Here is a 22,077-nt window from a genome sequence, read left to right as displayed (position 1 = left end):
GAGCCCCAAGAGAGGCTGAGGGCGCGGGGCATGAAACCCATGAACCGTTCAAGCCTGTTAGCGGCCGAATGGGGAGATGCGGGCATTGGATTACGACATCTGTCCGACCGGTTCATCCGCGATGCCGACCTCATGTTCCGGCACGATGCCGCATGGTGCAATGAAGGTCTGGCATGGCGAAGCGCACAGAAAGCAAGGCGGACACTCAGTGTGAAAGGTCAGTGGACGGCCGATTTGTTGGGCTGACCGACTTACAAAATTCGAGCGTCTGATTTCAATGGTGCCCCCACACGACACCGCGCGGGGGTCTCATGCCGTTGCGTGACGAAGCCGAATACCCTTATAAATCAAGGCGAATACCGGCCTGATTGTCTCACGGCGTCGCATCTTGATCGACGGCAGCGCGCACTGGGCTGGGGGACCAGATGGGGGACTGATGCGCAACAAGCTGACCGCGATCGAGATCAAGAACGCAGGCGACGGAAAGCTCTTCGACGGGGGTGGGCTGACGCTGGTCAAGAAGGGCGAGCGCGGGAAATGGGTCTTCCGGTACTCGCACTTGGGCAAGCGCAGGGAGATGGGGATCGGGGCTTGGCCCGACTTGGCGCTAACTGCTGCGCGCAAGGAGCGGGATCGCTGGGCCGCCGAACTGGCCCGCGGCGTGGATCCGATAGACGCCCGCCGGCTGGCCCAGGACGAAGAGCGACAGGCCAGAGACAAAGCCGACCCGACGTTTGCCGAGATGGTCGACATCGTCTTCGACGCCAAGCGCGACGGCCTGCGAGGTGATGGCAAGCGCGGACGGTGGCGCAGCCCGCTAGACGGGCATGTCGTTCCCAAGATCGGGCGGCTGCGGATGACCGAGATCGACCAGGTGAAGATCCGCGACGCAATCGCGCCGATCTGGCGCACAAAGCACCCGACGGCGATCAAGGCGATCCAGCGCACGCGCATCATCTTCGAAGAAGCTCGATATGCCGGGATCGATTGCGATCCGTTCGTGGTTGATGCCGCCCGCCGGATGCTTGGAGAGGTGCGCCACCAGGTCGAGCATATCGCCGCCACGCCATGGCAGGAGATCCCCGACCTATGGGCGCGCCTGGATCCTGATACGGCCAGCGGCCTTTGCCTCCGGTGGATGCTGCTGACTCTGGTTCGCTTCGACGGCTGCCACCGAGCCAAGGCGGCCGAGGTCGACGATGACGGCGTGTGGACCGTCCCGGCCGAGCGGGTGAAGGGCCGTGAAGGACAGGTGCAGGACTTCCGTGTTCCCCTGCCCCAGCCCGCCATTGAGATCGTGGCCGCCGCCCGCGCAGTTGGCCATGATTTCCTGTTCCCTGGGCCGCGCGGGGCACCGGTCGGGTCCCGTGCCGTTGAGCTTTACCTTGATAGGATCGGCGAGAGAGGCCGACCGCACGGCTTTAGAACTGCCTTTCGCACCTGGGTCCAGGATTCCGAGATCTGCACCTTCGATGTTGCAGAAACAATCCTGGGACACCGAATTGGGGGCCGGATCGAGCGCAGTTATGCCCGCTCTGACCTACTGGACCGCCGCAGGCCGATCATGGCTTCCTGGGCTGCCTACGTGACCGGCGAACACGGCGCCGACGTAGTGACGCTGCTTGGCTGAGCAGCTTCGATCATTCATCCTCAGTCCGCGCGCTCGCAGTGACAAGCAACTCGCAGGGCAACGATTCACCGGACCTTAACAGAGTCCGCCCATCCTATGGCCATGATCTGGTCATTCGAATCCGACGATCACTCGCGCAACGGGATGGTCACAGCGCCGAACCTGCGAGCAGCCTTCGAACTGGTCGGGAATGATGTCACACTATGGCCGCTGCCTGATGACGTGGAAATCCCTGTAGAAGAGGCCGTTTGGCTTGAAGGCACCGGCGCCGAGGCCCCTCAGGCCGACTGCAGCGCCCGCAGTGCCTCGGCCATCTGGCGATAGCCGGCATATCCGTACTGGACGAACATGCTCTCGTACCAGGCGGCCCAGGGCTCGCGTCGATCTTCCGGGAACGTGTCCGACCACGTTCCCCGGCCGATACTGACCCTGCCGTCCGGCAGGCGTGCTACGGTGATGGCGTTGGAGGCTGACATGGCCGTACCTCAGTTGCAGTGCACAGGGACGGCACAAGCCGCGTTGTGGTCCAAAATTGGTCAGATGTGAACCACAAGAGGCAGCAGCGATTATTATGCACTTTCGCGATCTTGCCAGCACCGCCGGTCAATCCGATGACTTCAGCGTTGAAAACGCCTCATCTCGATCGTAGCGTCAGGAAACCACAATAAATTTGCCAAGAGGTTTCATGTTAAAATTTTTTGCCGCCGCGGCCACAGCACTGTTCCTGACAGGTTGCGGTGAAGTCTCAGTACCGGCCCAAGCGACCGCATCGGACGGAACAGTTTTCTACGGGAAGGCCACAGCCTCAATGTCTGGTGGGAAGTTTTTCGTCACAAGCAATTCAGGTGTGACATGCTCCGGCACCTATGATGCGTTTAGCCGGGAAAAGAGGTTGTACCTTCCTATTTCCTGCACCGACGGACGATCCGGTCAAATGGCTCTTGTCCGGGACAACGACCTGATGGGCGGTGAAGGCACGGCCGAACTGAGTGATGGAACCACCGCACGAGTGATTTTCGGCGATAAGCGGCTGCCATCATGAAAAAGGCCGTTGCTTTGATCCTACTCTTCGCATGCGGCTGCAGCGAAGAGACGATGCAAAAATCATCGGAGTATGGAATTGCAAGCCAGACTGTTCAGACAAAATATGGGGAATTCAAGGTATTCGAACACCCATCGGGAGCATCTCTGGCGGTGATTTCTACGGACCACGCTGGATCTGCAGTTGTTCGAGGCCTAACGCTTGGCGCCGCGAATCCCGCTCCATCTGAAGGAGCACATCAAGAGGCAGCCCAAGCTTATCTAAACTCGCATCCAGCCCTAAGAAAATGCCGAATAACAAACGGCTACCTACTTCAACAGCCAACGTACGAATTTCAGATTTCCTGCTGAAGCCTGCACCTTATCCGCGCTTAGCGCGCCATTTGGCCAACTCACTCCGCCAATATTCCCGTTCGGTCAAGCCATCGCCGAACGGGATTGGGCGGTGGGGGATGTCGTCCAGCCTGATCGAACCGTCGTGCAGATCCCGCAATCGCGCCTCACGCCAATCGATGCGCTCCACCTCTTGCCATGGCTCGCTGGCGGTCAACCTGTACTGGACAACGTCAAAATGCGGTTCGCCGAATTCGGGGGCTGTCACTCTCCGGATTTGCATCATCGACCTCTTCAATATGCGGCGCGGCGCCGAAATCCGCAGCCAACCAGCGAGCTGACTCTCTGTTGTAGTACCACGCGCGCAATGGCCGACACGACCGACCTTGCTTCTTGGGTTCCGCTTCTCGTACTTCCAAGAAAGCCTCGCCATCCGAAGATAGCTCGATCGCGAGACACTTCGCCTCGTTCCGATGCTGGACATCGCCCGCAATCAGAATTCCGTCCAGGTAGACTTTGTACCGCACCGTTCCCCCCTTCCACGGGAGCCAACGTGGCCAACGACGCGATCGTACACAACTTAAAAAGTTTCAAACTGCGATATTGGCCCCTTACGTGGACAAAAGAAAAACCAACATAGTTGCACCAGCCCCCAGCGCACCCCCAAGACACGCTCCGATGATGCCCGCCCAGGCGGCCCGGTTCGTCGTCTTCATCAGAAGTACTTCCGTGGCGGCCTGAGCGCGGCGGTCGAGTTCCGACTTTGCCAACGCAATAGCGATGCGCCATTCCTCGCTTGAGGTGTTTCCTTCCATCATAGCGGTGAGGCGTAGCTCTTCATCTGAGAACTGCACCACCCCTTTCGCCAAGCTTCTAAAGTCGACACCACCTTCTTCAAAGACTCCGTTCTCCACGAAATCGCGAACCACGCTCTTGGCGTTATTCAAGTCGATACCCACCGGAAGCGCCTCTCCTTATTTGGACTTGCGTGGCCCGATGCCCCACATGTCTGGCTTCTCCCCCGTCGACAGATGTATCCGCTTGTCCTTCGAGCAGAGGAACCTGACCCTGTCCTCAGGGAGGTTGTTCCAGCTAGCGATCGCACGGGTTGAGCGGTACGGATCGCCACCAGCTGATCGCTCGCTCTGTAGCCACTCATAAATCCTGCGTCGCTCCCTACATTCGCGTTGTTCCCCAACGGCCCACATTATTAGAGACGCTGCCACAGCAGCGCCTGTGCCCCCAGCCGCGCCCACGAGAATGCTCTGCGCTATAGTCAACACCACCGCCATGCTCTTGCTCCTATCTGGATCTCCATTGGTGCCATAATTTCGCAACGTCTGGTCCGGCGCTCATTCCCCACAGGGCCCCAATTGTTAGGAACACCCAGAAGCCAGCACGCGCACCGAATGGACCGCCAACGATACCTGTTCCGCTGCCAACCAATGCGCCGAGAATGGCGCCAACCGCGAAGCCGATAACCCTTGCCTTCATTTCGGTCTCCTGTTCAGACCTTGTTCCGTGACTTGCGGACGTTGGCGGCGTTCTGCTCTGCCGCCACCATGTCCAGCAGGTCGGTGATGTCGTCACCCTCAGCGTAGAGGGCCGATCCGTTCCCCCGAACCGTGTGGACGTAGACCAGCATCCCGCAGGACCATAGCCGCTCAATCACCTGCCGCGCATGGGCCGGCGAGAAGCCGATGCAGAGCGGCGTGGCGAAGAAAACCTGGTCACCGGCGGGCAAGATGGTGCCCATAGCTTCGAGGAACGAGGCGCGCTCTTTCAACAACCCCGGCCAGTTGGTCGTGCGCTTCCCGGTCACGTCATCCACGATCAGCGCGGACACGTCGCGCGCTCCATGCATGGATTCCGTCACCCCCCAGGCGCGGGCTCGTGCGATCTGCTCCCCCCTCGATGGCAGGCGCTCATTGACCGTGATGACCGCCCACTTGCCGCCAAAGCGATCCGCTTCCTTACTGCCGTTCATGCCGTCCGCTTTCTGTCTTCTTTCTTTCTGCGTACAGAAAGGGTTTGAATGCGTCAACGGATTATGCTTTCTGTATATGATAAGTAAGTGAACCGAGACGCACCCGGAGGCACCGTGACCGAACCAGCTATCCTTGCGAGGCGCATTGCCACCACGATTGGCCGATCGCGCATCGATGTGACGACAGAAGCAGCCGCACACCGAGCGATCAGCTCCGCCCTGGCCTCCGCTGGCATCGAGCACACCAACGAGGCCCGCCTCACCCCATCCGAGCGCATCGACATCCTCGCCGGGACGGTCGGCGTCGAGATCAAGGTGAAGCACAGCCGCCGGGACATATGGCGTCAGCTTGAGCGGTATGCCGCCTTGCCGGAGATCGAGGCGCTGGTTCTCGCGACGGGGACCGCGTTCCCAGACATCACCGAGGTAGGCGGCAAGCCCCTCGTCATCGCTGATCTTTCCAAGGGGTGGCTGTGATGAACGGGAAGCTCTACCGCACAGAAACCGGGTGGGTCGTCGCGGAACTCAAGCCGCACGTCTCCATCCGCTTCAAGGATCTCTTCAAGGGCATCCCGACCGGCACGGTGCCGCCGTTCCACTTGCGCGACCGGCCCGACATCGCTGCGGACCTGGACTGGTTCATGCAGCGCTTTCCGCTCGAAATGGATCACGAGACCGAGTGCCGCCTGAGCACGGGCGTCAAGGAATACCGGTGCGCGCAGGCGCAGATCGACGCGCTGCGAAATGTCGAATACGTCGCGCCGGAGCGCCCCGGCTTCAAAGAAGGGGAGGCCGCCCTGCCATACCAGCGCCGCGCCGCCGAAATGCTGCGCGCCACCGGGCGCCTTCTGCTGCTCGATGATGTCGGGCTCGGAAAAACGGTTTCTGCCTTGGCGTCCATCGCCGATGGCTGGGGCCTTCCCGCCGCCGTGGTGGTGCAACCGCACCTGTCGGCGCAATGGGTGGTGGACTACATCGAGAGGTTCACGCACCTGCGGGCGATCGAGGTGAAGGATCGAAACGCGCGCGCCCTGCCACCAGCGGATGTCTACGTGTTCCGCTATAGCAACATCAGCGCCTGGGTGGACATGTTCGAGCCGCTGGGGATCAAAACGGTTATCTTCGATGAGATCCAGGAGCTGCGGCACGGCACCGCCACAGAGAAGGGGCGCGCGGCCGCCTCGATCTGCGCAGTGGTGGATCACCACATGGGCCTCACCGCGACCCCGATCTACAACTACGGGTCCGAAATCTTCAACGTGGTCGAGTGCATCGCCCCTGGGGCGCTAGGTTCGTGGATGGAGTTTCAGATCAACTGGTGCACCAGCCACGGTGCCCACTGGATCGTCAAAGATCCCGAGGCCCTGGGCGCATACCTTCAAGAGGAAGGCATCACGCTACGCCGCACGCACGAGGACGCGGAGGTCGCGGCCACGCTGCCGGCTCTCTCGAAGACCGTAATCGAAGTCGAATGGGACGATGGCGCGGTCAGATCCGACCGCGAGTTGCAGATTCGGTTGGCCCAGCGTGTTCTGGCGGGTGGCTTCCATGATCGTGGCCAGGCGGCGCGAGAACTGGACATGCTCATGCGCCAGGAAACAGGCATCGCCAAGGCGAGATCCGTCGCGGCATATGTCAGGACGCTGGCCGAAGCCGGCGAGGCTGTCCTGGTGGGAGCCTGGCACCGCGAGGTTTACCGCATCCTGAACGAGTGCCTGGCCGACCTAAACCCGGTCATGTTCACCGGCAGCGAGTCCCCCGCGTCCAAGAAGCGGTCGAAAGCAGCATTCGTCGCAGGGGAGACCAACATCATGCTCATGTCGCTGCGCGCCGGCGCGGGCCTCGACGGCCTCCAGCACCGAGCGGCGCACATCGTCTATGCGGAACTCGACTGGTCACCGCAGGTGCATGTCCAATTCACGGGCCGCCTACACCGTCGCGGGCAGGCCCGCCCCGTGACCGCACATTTCCTGCACACCGATGGCGGGTCCGATCCGGCGATCATGTCGACACTCGGCCTCAAGGCATCGCAGAGCCACGGCATCCTGAACCCATATGGCGGGATGGGAGAAGCGACACCGGTCAACGAGGGCCGGATCAAGGAGCTCGCTCGCCTCGTATTGGCACGCCAAGCAGAACCCGTGAACTGAATCCAGAAATCCCCAGCCCATTGAAAGGAGAGACTATGACCGAGAACTTGATTTTGAGCGTTAGAACCACCGAGAACGGATTTTTGGCGTCCTTTGGCGACACGCGCCACCCAGGCGAAATGGGCAAAGAGTTTGTCGCCACGACATCCGCAGACTTGCGCACCACCCTCGCCGCCGAGGTTGAGAAGCGCCTTGGCGATATGATCGACCGCCTATCCAAGCGGTCCAGCTGACCCCCGGAGGAAGACATGAACGTTGATAGCGAAATGAAGACCGCAATCGAAACCGTTGCGAAAGCGAAGGTGGCGGAAGCCCTCGGCGGCGATGTTTTGGGCCGAATCGTACAAGAGGTCCTGGACCACAAGCCCAGAGGCTACGGGGGAAGCCGAGATGAACGCACCACACTGGACCGCATCGTGATCGAGGTCGTGGAACAGCAGATCACCAAAGCGGTACGCGAAGTCGTCGCTGAGAACGCCGATGTGCAGACCAAGATCCGAGACGCGGTGCGGGCCCGCGCGGACGCCTTTACAGCGACAATCGTTGACGCGTTTGCGAAGGACGACTGGCGCGCAGATTTGACCGTCAAGATAGAGTCTTGAAGCCCCCGGAGGACGAGACCATGCCGAGACACTGCCCCGGCTGCAAAGCGCAGATGCGCGATGACGGTATCAACTGCTGGTGCGTCCAGGCCGATTGCAGCTTCAGCGGATACGTCGACCTGCAGACGGGCAGGATCGACCGCGACCAAGATGGTGGTCACCCCGATGAATGGGATGACCAGGACGACGACGGGTTCGATGAATGCGGGATGACCGCCGATGGCACCTGCATGCTCGCCGGAACCGAACATTGCGATTGGGACTGCCCGCACTCGCGGTAGTCCAGCCAACCCCCGGAGGCCGATATGGCGATGAAAGGCGACACCCTGAACGTCGAAGCGTTCCGAGAGGTCACGACCGAAAACGGCGGCTGGTGGTATCCGTGCAGCGGGTGCCACGAAAGCAACGAAGGCGTCCCGACCGGAGAATACTCGAAAGCGATGCAGTGCCATCGCGGCAGCGGATGCAGAGAGTGCGGGGGCATCGGGGCGGTCTGGCACGAATGGACCGCCTTCGATGAAGGATACTACGGCGCGCTCAAGGAAGGGCGCACCGAACAAGAAGCCCTTGAGGCTGGTGCTGCCGCCCGCGCAGCCCAGTACAGCTAACCCCGGAAATTCCGATCAGTTCTCCCTCCCAAGAACTTGGCAGCATTCAAAGTTTGCGCGAATCAATGACAACCGTCAGTTTCTGCCTGTCGTACCAGGAGAAACCCAATGGATTTACCAGCGTTCTGCAGAAACTGCGGGCTCGTCTTCGACAGCACAATCGGAGTCAAGAACGTGATTGGATTGACGGTCGAGAACGCGCAAGACCGATGCCCGCGGTGCAACGAAATAGCACACATTTTAGAAGGCGTCATGAATGTCGCCGACGATACCATCGAACTGATTTCTGGCCCAACATGGAGCTATGAGACTCTGGCCAAGATTCAGTCTCTGGCCCAGCAGGTAAGAGACGGCGAGATAAGCAAGACGGAAGCCGTAGCGAAGGCTTCAGAAACCGACCCCGTTGCTGCAGAAAAATTTGGTTTGTGGCTCAACATTGGCGCTACATTCGCCTTACTCATGCTCGAATTTCTTCAACTCCTATCGGCTCAATCGGACGCCAAGAGAGCCCTTGAAGCCGAAAAAAGACGAGACGCACAAGTCGAACGATTGATCGATGCTATCGAAGGAGTGTCCCGCAACTTTGACCAACGGGCTTCGAGTGGATCACATGGAGAGTTTCAGGCAAATCCACATAGCAAACGATCCCAAGTTCACCCCGATCAAAATGAGATTGAGCGAGCTGATTTTGAAGCCTTCCAACGGGACATTGTTCGCAATGAGATTGCCACCTTTAGAGCGCGGAAAAAACCTCCGGAAGAGTGACTTTGAGCGATCATGTGCCATCTTTGTACTCCAATCCAGCGCCCCACCGACTTCACCCTATAGCTAAAAATGGTTAATTGTCGGTTACCATTTTCCCCATATTGGTCCATGAGATCGAACCCGACGCAGCTAAGCTTTGCGGTGCCTATGCACCTAGGTGAACTGCCTTCCCAGCATTACGGTTTGCTCGACCAAAACGGTGATACAGTAGCTCAGCTCAACAGCGCCCAGCCGATGCAAGAGGCGGACTTCGTATTTCACTTGCCCCGACATGGAACCCCCAGGGATCCCGGCGGAAGCCATGCCAATCAACTGACCCGATGCCTATTGCCCAGGGTTAAAACTGGCGGCGAGCATATCGACAAACGCAGTTCTTGGTGCGAGAGGCGAGCCGATCGTCACCTATCACTACCGCTCGGAGGAGATGACTCCGACCGGGCCTCCTGTTCCTCCAAAGCTCGCAGAATCTTGTCCAAACGAGCGTCCTGAGAGGCATTGATTTCTCGCTGTCGATCAATGGCTTCCTCGACTGCGCCCATTGCTCCGACCCCACTATCGAACCGGTCGCTTGCATACGCCAAAACACCAAAAACTGCGGTAAACAGAACGAAGGCAATTCCCGCATTTTGTTGCCAAGTGGAACCCGGCTCTATGCCGTCGATCTTGGCCTCAAGGCGCGCAAACGCTGCACTGTTCTCTGCCTTCGCGGCTCTCACTTCGGATTCCAGGTATCGTTGAGTTTCTGCGTCCACGTCAGGTTCCCCACCATCTCCACCACCGCCGCCGAAACTGTTTCTCTCGGCATGAGCCGAGCGCGATCGGCCGCCTTCCACAACAGACAAAATGTTATCAACTGCGGCCTCAGCCATCCCGTGGGCCCCAGTTTTTGAGCCCCAGCACCTGATTTACAACCAAAGGTGCGTCCCCTAAATCCACGATGTACCGCAGTAACTTGATGGTGTTCTGCGCCTTCCCCTCGAAGAGGAACTCGCATCCGATGATGTCTACGTTGATCAAGCTCGGTGGCTGCCCACCTTCGTAGACAAGCTTGCACTCTTCGTATCTGGCATTTTCCAGAGTGGCGTAGTCCAGATGCACTACCTCGCCTTTGACAAGCTTCTTTTTTGGCAGGTCCTGCATGCGTCTCTCCCACAACCGGTAGGAAGCTATGCATGCCGTCAAGATTCGTCAATTCTTCTGTCATGGTTACAACATGGGGCCATTGGAACGCAGTTGCCTAAGTGCGGTACAATGCGCTCGCCGAGTTAACATTGAGTTAACCGAAGCATGTCCCTGAGACAGGGATGCGCTGCCCTGAACATCCGATCTAACACGAGAAAAACCCAGCCGGAATTCCTCTGCCCAGCCGACAGGCTGACGGCTACGTTACCACACTCGATCGGCCTTCCAGGCTAACCTCCTGCAGCCCCTCGGCCGCCAGAAACGCGGCCCAGCCAGCCCCACCCTGATCCTCTGGGCCAGCCCGCGTCGCGAACTGATGGGACAGAGCCGACATGGCCGCCGCCACTGTCCCGAGATCTGCGCCGTCAATTGCCATGGACCCCGATACCACCGCCTCAAGCCAGGCCTCAAAGGGCGGCCTCACAACCGTCCTGACGCCCAGATGGGTCACTGTGCCCCCTGCCCCCAGCGGCACCGCGAAATTGCCGGCGCCATGGCCCTGTGACGCCAACAGGAGGTTGGCCGCATCGGCATGGGCCACAGGGATTGCCGCCCACAGGTGTCGTGTAAAGTCGGTCATGCTGCACTCCATGCCGCGTGGAAGTCGGCGGTCTCAGCGACGGACATCGCCCGATCGACGATCCCGAAGCGGTGAAACACGCCCTCGAAATGAGAGATCGTCCCGAATGCTTCGGTATTGAGCGCGGCGATGTAGGTGGCCAGGACCGTCGACATCGAGCCGCCGATGCTCCCCGAAGCGACCGAGACCCCGTCCACGGCAATTTCCCAGTCCGATCCGGACCGGATCAGGGCGACCGTATGCCGACCGCCTGCAACATTGGCCGGCGTGTCGGTCGGCCCGAACCGGAGAACGCCGGTGTCCGTGACGGCAACATTGTTGTAACTGGACGCCCCGTTGTTGTGCCCGGCCAGGCGCTGCAGGCTGGCGTAGCTCGACGCAAAGGTCACGTCCATCAGGTACGTCTGGCTGGCCGCCCCGACCAGCACCGCGTCGAGAAATTGGCTCGTGCCGTTGGTGCTGATCCCGGAGCTGGTGCGCACGGGCCGGGCCGCGTTGTCGGCCTGCACGGCGTTGTTGTCGCCGCCGCCGAGATCGTCCACGCGCCCGACCGGGTCGCCCACCCCGGCCGCGATTGAGCCGCCGGTGTCCTGCCAGAGCGAGCCGCCCGCAGTGAAGTCGTAATAGGCGCCAGCGGCGCCGTCCAGGAACTCGGCGGCCAGCTGCTGCACGGAGGGCGCACCGCCCCCCACCACCAGGAACGGAACGCCGGGGCAGCCGAGGCCAATCAGTTTCGACATGGTTCCCGCTCCGTCAGGCGTGAGAGACCGACAGGGTGCCGCCCAGCTCAAACCGCGCCCAAACCCTGTAGCCAGCCGCAACCCCCGGGAAAACGTCCGAGAGACCGACGTTCGCCGGCAGGATGTCATGGGGGTCCAGGCGCAGGGCCCCGACTGCGCTAGACGGAGCGCTGGTGTCGGACGTGGCCATGATGTCCACCGCATATCCGCCCAGGTTCTGCAGGCGGATGGCCGCGACATCCGCATCTGTCAATTCGGTCCACGTTCCCGGCGCGCAGCTCACGTTTGCGTTTTTCGGCATGGTTGGTCTCCTTGATGTTTCCGGTTTGGCGGCCGCCAGCGAAGCCCCTTCAACGGCCTGGCCCTGCCCCTATTCCGTCCCGCGGGCGCGGATCTTGAACAGGTCGCGCGGGCTGTTGAAGCTGATGGGATCGTCGCTGTCGGCCATGCCCGGGCAGCCGGTGTAAAAGGCCTCGAAGGTAAAATACGCTTCGGGCTCAAGGTTCGGCGGGGTCATCAATACGATCGTGATGTCTTCCCAGTTCGACCCGATATTCCGGCCGGACGCATGGTCCATCCGCCGCGCCTGAACGAAGGTATCCGCCCTCGGATTGATGAAGCCCCATTGCACCGATCCCTTGACGATGTCGCATGGCAGGGCCTCGACCAGCCGCCGGATCCGGACGTTGATCTCGCAGGGCATGCTCTCGACACAGAAACCGGCAATCGGCCCGGTGTTGTAGGTCGACATCTCGAACACGGCGGTGGGCTGCTTCAATCGCCGGATCTCCGTTGCCACGACGTCGATCCGGTCGCTCTGCACCTCCAGGTCGGCCCGGATGCTTTCCATGACGGTCGGCGTGTTCCAGACCGCCACCGCCCGCTTCTGGACCGGCTCGACGAACAGCCCAACCAGAACGGCCAGGACACCCAACACAGCCCAATCGAGCGCCTTGTTCGCGAGACGCTGGAGCGCCCATTGCCTCGGCCGGACGGGCTTCCCGCTTTCGTCCGTCATGGCCACCTCAGAACGCGAACTGCGACCGCAGCGCGCCGGTGATTTTCTGGCGCAGCACGGCATCGGTGGGCTTCAGCGCCCGGATCGCATCGGGCACGCTCTCGCGCACATAGGCCTCGACAGCATCCAGGGCGGTCGTGCTTTCGTCCCGATCGATCAGCGCTCGAATCCCGCTCATGATCGCCGCTTCCAGCGCAGCGCGGTGCTTTTCCTCGATTTCCAGGCCGGTCCGACGCTTGATCTCCAGCACAGCCCAGCCGACCAGCGCGGTCACGATCGAGGCGACGATCTCCAGCAGCATCGGCGCAGCGGCCGCCGTGATGGTGTCGATGATGTTCATGGTGATGCTCCTTTCTGTGATCGGTCAGGCGACCTGAAGATCGGTCCAGTCCTCGTCCCGCACCCGGAACCCGGGGCAGAGCTTGGCGGCGTGTTCGTTGTGCCCGGACAGGCGGGTGATCGGCGTCAACCGGGCGATGTCGGCGATCTGCGCCCTTGTCCCGGCAATGCAGGCCGGCGTGTAGAAATCCCCTGCCCGGCCCATGCCCGTGATCGTGTGGCTGGGGATCATGCAGATGTGGATCACCCCTGAGTTCACACCCTTGCACCCCGCCCCGACGCGCGTGACCGGGCGGCCGGGAAGGACTGCGCCATCGGGAAAGACCACGAAGTGATACCCGATGTCGGACCAGCCCCGGTCTTCGACATGCCAGCGACGGATCTCCGCGAGCATCTGCGCGTTGGTCTTTCCCGACGGCCAGCTGCCGGGTGTCGCCGCGGTATGCAGCATGACGTGATCCACCAGGTGCCCAGCCGATCCCTGCCGGATCTCGCCTGTCGCCTTGCTGGTCACCGCCGTCTGCTGGTCGACCAGGGGCGGAGCCTCTGCGGCGATGGAGGCCATGGGTTCCCCCTTCGCGGCCAGCCAGCTTTCGACACCGGCCAGGGTCTTCGCGCCGAAGTGGCCGTCCACGGGTCCGGGGTCATGACCCAGAGAGGCCACAGCCTCCTGGACCGCACGCGTTTGCGAGCGATAGGGCATTTCTTTCTCCGATGCGTCAGGGTGTAGGGAAATGAACCGGCGTGCCGGTCAGGGCGTCATGGTGACGCGCAGCGCGCAATCCTCTGTGAGCAGAGCGGTGTTCAGCTGGATGCCGTCTTCCAGCCATCCGACGAATTCGACGCGACAGATCTGGTTCGCGCCCGCATCGACGATCCGCACGAGATCCTCACCGAAGAACCTCGTTTCCTGACCACCCGCCCCGTTGTCGGCGATGGCCGAGCTGTAGTCGTTTCGGCTGCCGTCCCGCTGCCACGACATCGCGCCACGGGCGGTGTAGAGATCATTCACCGCAGAGGTATGCGCCTCAACAGTGACCAGCTGCGGCCGAAACCCAGGTCGCAACGAAAACACCCCGGCTTCCGTCAGCGTCACAGCCACGATCGCCGGCGCCTCGGACGCGTGCCCGTTGTTGCCCGCGATCCTCAGCGGGACAGCGGCATCAAACACGTTTCCGATGTCGGCCTTCAGCAGTTCCATGGAGCCGCCCGCGTGGGTCAACATCGAGCCGAACTCGTTCTTCACGATCGAGATGTCCTTCGACAGGTTGTCGCCACCCGACTTGACCAACCCGAAGACATGCCCGGCATGAACCGCACGGCTCTCGCTGAACTCGTTCTCGCGCCAAACCTGCTTTTCCGCCCCGACTCCGGCGAACGTGCCGATCCGGATCCAGGCCGCGTTTTCGATGTCCAGCTGCTCACCGCATTCCGGGCGTTCCCCCCGGTTGAAGCCGTAGCGCTCGGAGAATGGCCCGAACGGCTTGCGACCGTCGCCGGTCTTGGTTGCCGTCGTGCAATTGTCCTCGAAATCGTTCTTGTAGACCCTGAGGTTCTTGGTCCCCGGCGCATTGATCGCCGTTTCGACACCACCGCGGAACTTGTTGCGGCGCAGCGTGATGTTCCTGGCGCCATTGATCTCGACCAGGTGGCTCACGAGGTCCGTCATGTAGCCGTCGGACAGATCGCAGTCCTCGATGACGATCCGGCCGCCATTGTAATTGGCCTTGTTGTTGATGAAGATCGTTGACTCGCCGCAGCCCTTGGCGACCAGGTTGCGCAGCTTGCCGCCCTTCGTCGGCATGAAGGCCACGGCCGAACGCTCGGCGCCATCGATGTAGACGCCATCGATCGTGATGTTCTCGGTATCCGCGAAGGCGCCGGTCGGCTCGATCGGATTACCGATCGACTGGGTCCAGATGCAATGGAAGGCATCGTCATCCTTGCCGCAGTCGATGAACTCCAGGTCCCGGAAGACAGTGTTCAGACCGCCGCCTTCGCCCAGGGTCATACGACGGAACCCGATGAACCGGACATCCTCGACCCGGGCGCCGACCGTCTGCTTGAAGAATACACCCGCGCCGGCATTCGCGTAGTTCGGGTTTCGACGGTCGACCGCCGGATCGACCAGGAGATCGATGTCGGCATACCCGCCCCTGGGTGTCACGGTCGGCGCACTGGTGTAACCCGTGCCGCCGTTCGTGATGACGATCGATGTGATCGTGTAGCCCGAACCGGTGTCGGTGAGCACACCATACCCCCGGGCCCCGGTGCCGCCTCCGCCCTCGAAGTGCAGCAGGACGGTATCGGGCTGGTAGGGATGGGTCGGATGCATCTTCCAGCCTGCGCCACCGGCGTTGACCGTTCCCGAAACGACCTCGCCCCCCGACACGCTGCATTCCAGGTCGACACCTGCAATGCCCGCGGCAAGGGCCCCGGCCCCGGGAACATAATCGTCGTCCGGGTTTGCGATCGGCGTGCCGTCGAGTTTCGTCAACCACCGATCGAACGGCAGATCCGTACCGTCGAGGTCGCAGTGGAAAATGCCCGGGCGAATGCAATCGCGCGCACCTCCGGCGCCGACATCATCGTTGGTCAGCCACCCCGTCGTGCCGTCGGAGGTGTCAAGCGCCTTGAGGCCACCAAGCCCCTTGCCATGCCCATAGAACGGCACCTGGCCCGACAGTTCGGTGTTTCTCAGCCCGTATGTGACACCCAGGGAGCCCTGGATCCGGCCGCCTCCCACGCTCTTGAGCCAGTCACGCGCCGCCTCATAGGCGGCCGTGTCGTCTGCCACGACAGACGCCGTCGAGCTGGAGCCGAACTGTTCCATGGTCACTGTCCGCGTCAATGGCAGCAACCCTGGCAGACCGGGCACCGCCGTCGCCCCGATCGCCCCGACGAACCGCTGGTGTCCGACACTGTATTCCCGGCCATCCTGCGGCAGCCAGCCCGCCGCCAGCGCCGTTTCCGCCGCCGCGCGCAGATCGAACCGGCCATCATCCCGGACCCGTTTCCAGCGGGCCCCGTCTCCGCCGATCACCACGGAATAGCCGTTGTCCGACGTGTCGCTGTCAGCACCGTCGTAATAGAACTGCCCACCGGCCCCGTCCTCGGCACCGCTGTCGCTGCTGACAGTGACGATGCCGGTGCCCGCCGGCCGGCTGTACCCGCGCAGCGTTGCGATGCTGTCGACAACCTCGCTGTTGACCAGCGCGGCAGCGGCCTCTGCTGCAGCCGCCGCCGCCTCAAGCGCGGCGAGTGTGTCGGCCAGGTTGGCCTCGGAAACCGCGTGAACATTCGTCACATCGGCCTGGCGCAAGACCTCGACCGCCGTCCACCCGTCGAGCCCATAGGTTCGGAACACGAAGGCAACCTCCACCGCCGTCGAGGGCGGCGGGATGACACCGCCAACGGGCAGCGCGGACACCCGGCCGGACAGCGTCGTGACACCGTCCGCGCTCTTCAGCTTGTCGATCCGATCCACCAGGGTCGACGACATGACGGCACCGGCCGCGTTCAGCCAGACGGCGCGCAACTCCACGGCATCGCCCGTCGGATCAGCCGGATCGCTCGTGCGAAAGACATCCGCGACAACCTCGATCACCCGGTTCGACAGCCGCATGGGCTCCCGGATAGCGATCTGGCCAGCCCCTTCGATCTGGTAGACCTGCCCGCGCAGACCATGCTGGACGACGTTGGCCTCGGGCAGATCCGCCTTTTCCGCCGGCGCCCCGGCGGTCTCGGTCGAAAAAGCCCGCAGGTTGCGCGCCGGGGACGCCGCAAGTTGAAACCGGGCCGCGGTGGCCTCGGCATCAGCGATCAACGGATAGCGCAGGTCGTACCGCCCCTGGAACCATTCCGACAGACCGGACAAATCGGCCCGCGCCCAACCGCCGCCGCTGGCAAGGCCGATGGCTTCGCTTCCCTCAAGATCGGCTGCGCCGACTGTATCCGCATCGACAATCTCGGCGGCAATGTCGTCGCCGCCACGCATGTAGCGGACGTCGTAGCGGATCTGCGCCCAGTCCAGGAAGTTGTTCAGGGTGATCTTGTTTCCGACACCCCCACCGTTGACCAGCAGATGCATGGTCGAGCCGACCAGGTCGCCTTCATCGAAGGCGGCCGAGGCCGAGATCGCCGCGCCCAGGGTTTGCGCCGTAACGAGGTCGAACGTTCCGGACAAATCGACCTTCAGCCAATCACTGATTTGGTCGAGCGTGGTCCGGCCCCAGGCGCCGCCAACCCGGAGGCCGAGCGCCTCGGCACCGTCGATCGATGCCGCTTCGACCAGCGCTCCATCACCGATGGCGGCCGCGATGTCGTCGCCGTCGCGCATGTAGCGGACGTCGTATCGGGCGTCTTGCGCCCAATCCAGAAAGTTGTTCAGGGTGATCCGGCTGAACGCACCGCCAGCATTGATGCCCACGTGCATGGTCGACCCGTCCAGGTCGCCCTCATCCAACGCCGCGCCACCCGTCAGGACCGCAGAGATGCGGGCCGCGGTCGTCACGTCCGCGCCTGTTGCGACACCGTTGAGCTTGGTCAGCAGCGCGTCGGTCAGGCGGTTGACGTCGCTCAGTCCCTCGTAGAGCGTTGCGATCTCGGACCCCGTCTGGTCACCTGTTGCGCCGGCCTCGATCGCATCGAGCTTCGCCTGAAACGCCGACGTAAAGCTGGCCGTCGTGTTCGTCAGCACAGTATCGAGCGGCTGGAAGACGCTGTCGAAGACCCCCCGCAACCAATCCTTGTGGTTGTTCAGCGTGATCTTGCGGCCCGTGCCATCAGCGTTGACCAGCAAATGCATTGTCGAGCCGACCAGGTCGCTTTCATCATAGCTGCCTGCGGAGTTGATCGCGCCACCAATAGTCGCCGGGCTCGTCACGTCCGCGCCAGGGGCGACACCGTTGAGCTTGGTCAGCAGCGCGTCGGTCAGGCGGTTGACGTCGCTCAGGCCCTCGTAGAGCGTTGCGATCTCGGAGCCGGTCTGGTCACCTGTTGCGCCGGTCTCGATGGCGTCGAGCTTTGCTTGCAACGGTGCGGTAAAGCTGGCCGTCGTGTTCGTCAGCACAGTATCGAGAGGCTGGAAAACGCTGTCGAAGACCCCCCGCAACCAATCCTTGTGGTTGTTCAGCGTGATCTTGCGGCCCACGCCCCCGCCGTTGACCATCAGGTGCATCGTCGAGCCGACCAGGTCGTCCTCATCATACGTGGCTGCCGCGGACAGTGCGGCGCCCATGGACGTTGCAGTGGTCTGGTCGGCGCCGGCCTCGATCCCCGACAGCTTGGTTTCAAACGCGGTCGTGAAGCTGGCCGTCGTGTTGGTCAGCACGCTTCGCACCGGCTGGTAGAGCGCATCCGCCTTGGCCTTGAGATAATTGTCCCAGTGGTCATCGAACGACAGACGCTTGGCCGCCCCGGAGGCGGCACTGTCGGATAGGGCGAATTCGTCAGCCCCGACCGGCGTCGATTTGGCTGCAAGGCCGGGGACCAGGGTATCGCCGATCTCGGCAAGGACATCGGACCACAGGATCTTCCGACCATCTCCACCAACGACATCACGACCAACCAGGAAGACGTCATCGGCGGACAGCGTCGCCACAGCGCCCGGGCCGTTGAGAAGGACGTGACGCAAGGCAGCCGGCGAGACGACACGCAGCGCGTCGAGGCTGTCGTTATACTGCAAAAAGCGGTCAGCTTCGGCGAGGTTTCCCGAGCCCGTGGACAGCACCGCGTTGATCACCCCCGCCAGGTTCGACAGGGAGAGGAAGAGATTTGAAACGCCCTCGCTCAGGTCGTCGCTGTCACCTGAACTTGCGACGGACGCAAACTCCGCCAGCGCCGTGTTCACCGTCGCCTGGACATCCTCCAGGGTGATGTTGTCCGGATCGGTTCCGGTTGTCGAGAAATCGACTGTCGGTGCAGGCATTGCGCCCTCCGTTGATGTTCGAACATGCAAGTTGCCGCCCCCCGGACAGGGACGGTTCAGACCCACGACGAGCCCCGGGCTGCGGTCCGGATCAGGTGATGGTCAGATACTCAGGCCCCGCCGCCGGGGCGCGGGTGCCGTTGGTCGACACCGGCGCGACCCAGAAGTACGCCGCACCGGCTGCCAGGCCCGTTGCCTGCACGACGTCGGTCTGCCCGCTGTCCATCGGCTCCAGGCCATAGACTTCCACGGCGTTTTCGATGACGTCATCGTCGCTGCGCAGGATGACGACCCCCGCGAACACGGAATTGGTCGGCGCCGTGACGTTGAAGTCCGCGACACCGGCACCTCCCGACGCAGAGTTGATCGTCACGTCAAAGTTCAACCGAACCCCCGAAATGCTGACCGCGCTGGACTGACCGGCTGGGCCAACGGCCCAAACGGCGATCTCGGTCTCGACGAACGGCGAGAAGCCGGACAGGTATCCAAAATGGCGGCCGTCGGTGTCCAGGGCCTGCGAGGCAGGGATCGATCCCCCCGACACCACCAGGCCATCGCCCTCGTCCGACCAATCGACATAGGTCCACTCGTAATGGGTCACGCTGGCCGAGGCCGACGGCTCAAAGGCAAACCGAACCCTCTGGATGACGGAATCGCCCGTGTTCACATCCACGGCAGGGCCGGAGATCACCGACAGAGATCCAGGCGGCGCCGTGCCGGAATAGGACACCTCGAAGGGCGGCACGACGATGTCGGTCTCGTCGTCCGCCGGAACCCAAGCGTAAATGGCCTCGGCCGTCTCGCGGGCCTCGAACGGAACGCGCGCCGCCACGCCGTCATCGATCCCCAGCGGGTCCAGGGCCGGATGCGCCGTCAGCAGCTGATAGGTGCCATTGGTTCGGGCCATTCCCGCGATCCCGGCGGTAATCGTCGCCCCGGCCAGCACCTCGATCATGTCGGGCGGCGCCGTGCCCTCGATCTCGCGCTCCATGGTCAATCGCAGCCCTTTTATCTTGCGCAGCCGCTGCGCCTGCGTCCCGCTCTCCACGAAATCGCACTGGTGATCGAACACGCGCACGGCCGCCGTCACCCCGGGAATGGGCCATTGGCCGAGATCGGATGTTTCGTACTCCCTGTCCGCGCTGGTGTAGGTCGTGCGCACATGGGAATAGGGCCGCTCATCGCCCCGCAACTTCCGGTACTCGAAGGCATCGCCCAAGGTGTCGGTCAGGGTGTATTCCGACGGCAGCCAGGCCCCCGGCAAGATGCCCATGCGCCCGCCCGCCTGGAAGAAGCTTGTCGCCCCGGCCTCGTTCAACGGATCCAGCTGATCCTCCACGTCTCCGGCCGAATAGACCAGGACACCGGCCGCGCGGTATCGCGCCTCGCTGCCGCCATCCTTCAAGGGCACATTCTCGTCGGCAACGTCCGCCGCCGCTTCGAAGGTGGCAACGATCAGGTTCGTCAGGTCGTAGGGGGACACGGGGTTCTGACGGAGCGCATCGAGGACGACCAGAGCCTGGTTGTCGGAGAATTCCCAGGTGGCCGGATCGTCCGGATCCTGGGCAGGGTCTCGTGGGTCCCAGAGCTTCGAGAATGGGCCACGCAGGGCCACTGCCGGCGGCGCAGAAGGCCAGCGCTCCGTGCGGCCCTCGCTGGGGCCCCGGTCCGCCCGCATCCAGACGACGGTTCGCCCCTGCCAGCCATCGGTCACCTTGAACCCGCGTTCCCGATCGGTATCGATGAAGCCCGCCTCGTCGGTGATCTCGAAAGGCGGTGACGTCTGGTCGCCAATCCCGATCCAGACCCGGAGGTATCCGCTGAACGGCTCGTTGGTTGCGAGCGCGCCGCCGCCTTCCGTGAAATCGTAGGGATCGCCGCTCAGCTCGACCTCGCGACCATCGAGATAGAGCGCGAACGGGCCTTCGCTCGGTCGGCTGTTCACGATCCAGCAGCCATAGAGCACGCCGTCGATCACCATGTCCGCCGGTGCCGGCGTGCCCGGCGCCTCGGTGTTGCCATAGGCATGTCGGACCTGGGGCAACCCGGTATATCGCTGCAGCTCGCGCGCCTGGTCTTCCCGGCCCGGCCGCTTGGACAGGGCCGCCCGGGCGGACGTCAGCACCAGCGTGGTCGCCAGGTTCACGAAAGCGGTGGCGATGGCGGTGGCGACCTGTGCGCCCAGGAGCGGCGTCAAAACTTGCGCGAGCGCGGTTACCGCAATACCCATGCACCCGCCCCTCGATCGACCGCGATGCCCAGGGCCATTCCGCGCAGGCTCTTGGCAACCCAGACCCCATCTTCCGGGCAGAATGCCAGGGCCCCGATCCCACCGGACGGCACGAAACCCACCGCTCCGGCGATGGCATCATTCGCAGGCTCCAGCCCGCCCGCCGCCGCCCGCGCCCTCAGAAGACACGGCAGGCCACCCAGCCTGGTCACCAGGGCCCGGGCCGCGCGCGCGTCGTGATAGGCCCCGATCATCTCCGGCGCGGGGTGGGCACCGCGCAACACGCCCCAGATAGCCGCAACCGACATCACGCAATCGCTGAACCCCCACCGATGCGGGCGCAGCATGACGCGCTCGGCCAGATCCCAATATGTCACCAGACCACCTGTGCGGCAGCGGCAGGGCTGTTGATCAGGAGCCGCCCGGCCGTATCGCCTGGGAACTCCCCCTGCTGGTGCTCGTAGCTGTGCACCACAGTCGCCGCATCCCGCAGACCCGGCGCGCTGCCGACCGTGACCCGCACCGAGAAATAGACCGCCGAACCGTCGCGCTCGATCCGCTCGGCCAAACCGTTCATCGGCCCCTCGTAGAACAGGAAAGGCTCACCGATCAGGACATTTCCCGCCCGCTCCGTGACCACCGCAAAATAGATCTCGCCGGGCCGGTTCCGGATGTCGGCAGCCATGATGGCGTCAAGATCTTCTTCGGGCACGACCAGGGTCAGGATGGTTTCCGAAGAAACCCCGTCAGCGGTCTCCGGCGGGATCTCAATGCCACCCATGCTTGCGACGCCGACCCAGTCTTGGCCGCCCCAGGACATGTCCCCGGCGCCGGTATGAGCCCAGACCGGATCTCCGGGCCAATCCAGATAGACCATCAGCGCGGGATGGAAGTTGCCGGACACGATCGCTGCCAGTGTGTCGGGGTGGATGTCGCGTTTCAT

24 protein-coding genes are annotated in these 22,077 nt (G+C 62.7%); 10 read left to right on the top strand and 14 right to left on the bottom strand.

The features are described from left to right. Window positions 1–30 precede the first annotated feature (30 nt). Both ACK3BB_RS12760 and ACK3BB_RS12755 read left to right on the top strand, forming a co-directional pair. On the top strand, window positions 31–246 hold the full coding sequence (locus ACK3BB_RS12760; RefSeq protein WP_428925021.1) for a hypothetical protein: 216 nt from the start codon (window positions 31–33) through the stop codon (window positions 244–246). A gap of 190 nt (window positions 247–436) precedes the next feature. After that, a complete protein-coding gene (locus ACK3BB_RS12755; RefSeq protein WP_428925020.1) occupies window positions 437–1,630 on the top strand; it encodes a tyrosine-type recombinase/integrase in 1,194 nt (397 codons plus the stop codon). Between the two features lie 278 nt (window positions 1,631–1,908). Here the strand turns inward: ACK3BB_RS12755 and ACK3BB_RS12750 are convergent, their stop codons facing one another. Next, window positions 1,909–2,106 carry a hypothetical protein gene (locus tag ACK3BB_RS12750; protein ID WP_428925019.1) on the bottom strand — a complete coding sequence of 66 codons (198 nt, stop codon included), beginning with the start codon at window positions 2,104–2,106 and terminating at the stop codon, window positions 1,909–1,911. Between the two features lie 209 nt (window positions 2,107–2,315). On the opposite strand from ACK3BB_RS12750, the gene ACK3BB_RS12745 reads away from it, so the two are divergent. Next, window positions 2,316–2,672, top strand: coding sequence for a hypothetical protein (locus ACK3BB_RS12745; protein WP_428925018.1), 357 nt, complete (start codon window positions 2,316–2,318; stop codon window positions 2,670–2,672). A gap of 943 nt (window positions 2,673–3,615) precedes the next feature. Here ACK3BB_RS12745 and ACK3BB_RS12740 read toward each other — a convergent pair. Together ACK3BB_RS12740 and ACK3BB_RS12735 are read right to left on the bottom strand one after the other, a co-directional pair. Further along, window positions 3,616–3,963, bottom strand: a complete 348-nt coding sequence (locus ACK3BB_RS12740) for a hypothetical protein (RefSeq protein WP_428925017.1) — start codon at window positions 3,961–3,963, stop codon at window positions 3,616–3,618. 548 nt (window positions 3,964–4,511) lie between these two features. Then, entirely contained in the window at window positions 4,512–4,991 is a 480-nt protein-coding gene (locus ACK3BB_RS12735; RefSeq protein WP_428925016.1) for a hypothetical protein, read from the bottom strand. A gap of 114 nt (window positions 4,992–5,105) precedes the next feature. Here ACK3BB_RS12735 and ACK3BB_RS12730 point away from each other — a divergent pair, with 114 nt between their 5' ends. The 7 genes from ACK3BB_RS12730 (at window position 5,106) to ACK3BB_RS12700 (ending at window position 9,116) form a co-directional block, all read left to right on the top strand. Next, on the top strand, window positions 5,106–5,468 hold the full coding sequence (locus ACK3BB_RS12730) for a hypothetical protein (RefSeq protein WP_428925015.1): 363 nt from the start codon (window positions 5,106–5,108) through the stop codon (window positions 5,466–5,468). Next, window positions 5,468–7,141: an SNF2-related protein gene (locus ACK3BB_RS12725; RefSeq protein ID WP_428925014.1), complete on the top strand. Its 1,674-nt coding sequence runs from the start codon at window positions 5,468–5,470 to the stop codon at window positions 7,139–7,141. The genes ACK3BB_RS12730 and ACK3BB_RS12725 overlap by 1 nt, the downstream gene beginning before the upstream one ends. Window positions 7,142–7,176: 35 nt before the next feature. After that, a complete protein-coding gene (locus tag ACK3BB_RS12720) occupies window positions 7,177–7,374 on the top strand; it encodes a hypothetical protein (RefSeq protein WP_428925013.1) in 198 nt (65 codons plus the stop codon). Between the two features lie 15 nt (window positions 7,375–7,389). Further along, complete coding sequence (locus ACK3BB_RS12715; RefSeq protein ID WP_428925012.1) at window positions 7,390–7,743, top strand: hypothetical protein; 354 nt, start codon at window positions 7,390–7,392, stop codon at window positions 7,741–7,743. Window positions 7,744–7,763: 20 nt separating this feature from the next. After that, a complete protein-coding gene (locus ACK3BB_RS12710) occupies window positions 7,764–8,024 on the top strand; it encodes a hypothetical protein (RefSeq protein WP_428925011.1) in 261 nt (86 codons plus the stop codon). A gap of 24 nt (window positions 8,025–8,048) precedes the next feature. Next, window positions 8,049–8,351 carry a hypothetical protein gene (locus ACK3BB_RS12705; protein WP_428925010.1) on the top strand — a complete coding sequence of 101 codons (303 nt, stop codon included), beginning with the start codon at window positions 8,049–8,051 and terminating at the stop codon, window positions 8,349–8,351. Window positions 8,352–8,459: 108 nt separating this feature from the next. Continuing rightward, on the top strand, window positions 8,460–9,116 hold the full coding sequence (locus tag ACK3BB_RS12700; protein WP_428925009.1) for a hypothetical protein: 657 nt from the start codon (window positions 8,460–8,462) through the stop codon (window positions 9,114–9,116). A gap of 398 nt (window positions 9,117–9,514) precedes the next feature. On the opposite strand, the gene ACK3BB_RS12695 is transcribed toward ACK3BB_RS12700, so the two are convergent. The 11 genes from ACK3BB_RS12695 to ACK3BB_RS12645 all read right to left on the bottom strand — a co-directional run bounded on the left by ACK3BB_RS12695 (window position 9,515) and on the right by ACK3BB_RS12645 (window position 22,077). Then, window positions 9,515–9,985 carry a hypothetical protein gene (locus tag ACK3BB_RS12695; protein ID WP_428925008.1) on the bottom strand — a complete coding sequence of 157 codons (471 nt, stop codon included), beginning with the start codon at window positions 9,983–9,985 and terminating at the stop codon, window positions 9,515–9,517. Next, window positions 9,978–10,256 carry a hypothetical protein gene (locus ACK3BB_RS12690; RefSeq protein ID WP_428925007.1) on the bottom strand — a complete coding sequence of 93 codons (279 nt, stop codon included), beginning with the start codon at window positions 10,254–10,256 and terminating at the stop codon, window positions 9,978–9,980. Before ACK3BB_RS12690 ends, ACK3BB_RS12695 begins: the two co-directional genes overlap by 8 nt. A gap of 618 nt (window positions 10,257–10,874) precedes the next feature. Next, entirely contained in the window at window positions 10,875–11,618 is a 744-nt protein-coding gene (locus tag ACK3BB_RS12685; protein WP_428925006.1) for a hypothetical protein, read from the bottom strand. Between the two features lie 13 nt (window positions 11,619–11,631). Continuing rightward, window positions 11,632–11,919, bottom strand: a complete 288-nt coding sequence (locus ACK3BB_RS12680; RefSeq protein WP_428925005.1) for a hypothetical protein — start codon at window positions 11,917–11,919, stop codon at window positions 11,632–11,634. Between the two features lie 69 nt (window positions 11,920–11,988). Then, window positions 11,989–12,636: a hypothetical protein gene (locus ACK3BB_RS12675; protein WP_428925004.1), complete on the bottom strand. Its 648-nt coding sequence runs from the start codon at window positions 12,634–12,636 to the stop codon at window positions 11,989–11,991. A gap of 7 nt (window positions 12,637–12,643) precedes the next feature. Next, the gene (locus ACK3BB_RS12670) at window positions 12,644–12,976 is read right to left on the bottom strand and encodes a hypothetical protein (protein WP_428925003.1); all 333 of its coding nucleotides are present in this window, start codon (window positions 12,974–12,976) and stop codon (window positions 12,644–12,646) included. 24 nt (window positions 12,977–13,000) lie between these two features. Beyond that, on the bottom strand, window positions 13,001–13,678 hold the full coding sequence (locus ACK3BB_RS12665; protein WP_428925002.1) for an N-acetylmuramoyl-L-alanine amidase: 678 nt from the start codon (window positions 13,676–13,678) through the stop codon (window positions 13,001–13,003). A gap of 48 nt (window positions 13,679–13,726) precedes the next feature. Next, on the bottom strand, window positions 13,727–18,904 hold the full coding sequence (locus ACK3BB_RS12660) for a hypothetical protein (protein WP_428925001.1): 5,178 nt from the start codon (window positions 18,902–18,904) through the stop codon (window positions 13,727–13,729). 91 nt (window positions 18,905–18,995) lie between these two features. Beyond that, complete coding sequence (locus ACK3BB_RS12655) at window positions 18,996–21,134, bottom strand: hypothetical protein (protein WP_428925000.1); 2,139 nt, start codon at window positions 21,132–21,134, stop codon at window positions 18,996–18,998. Continuing rightward, entirely contained in the window at window positions 21,119–21,511 is a 393-nt protein-coding gene (locus ACK3BB_RS12650) for a DUF6950 family protein (RefSeq protein ID WP_428924999.1), read from the bottom strand. The genes ACK3BB_RS12655 and ACK3BB_RS12650 overlap by 16 nt, the downstream gene beginning before the upstream one ends. Beyond that, complete coding sequence (locus ACK3BB_RS12645; protein ID WP_428924998.1) at window positions 21,508–22,077, bottom strand: hypothetical protein; 570 nt, start codon at window positions 22,075–22,077, stop codon at window positions 21,508–21,510. Before ACK3BB_RS12645 ends, ACK3BB_RS12650 begins: the two co-directional genes overlap by 4 nt.

Origin of the sequence: Marinibacterium sp. SX1, assembly GCF_050389775.1 — a bacterium.
GTDB lineage: Bacteria > Pseudomonadota > Alphaproteobacteria > Rhodobacterales > Rhodobacteraceae > Marinibacterium.
Note: the sequence above shows the minus strand (reverse complement) of the source record. Positions and strands in the feature narration are given on the sequence as shown.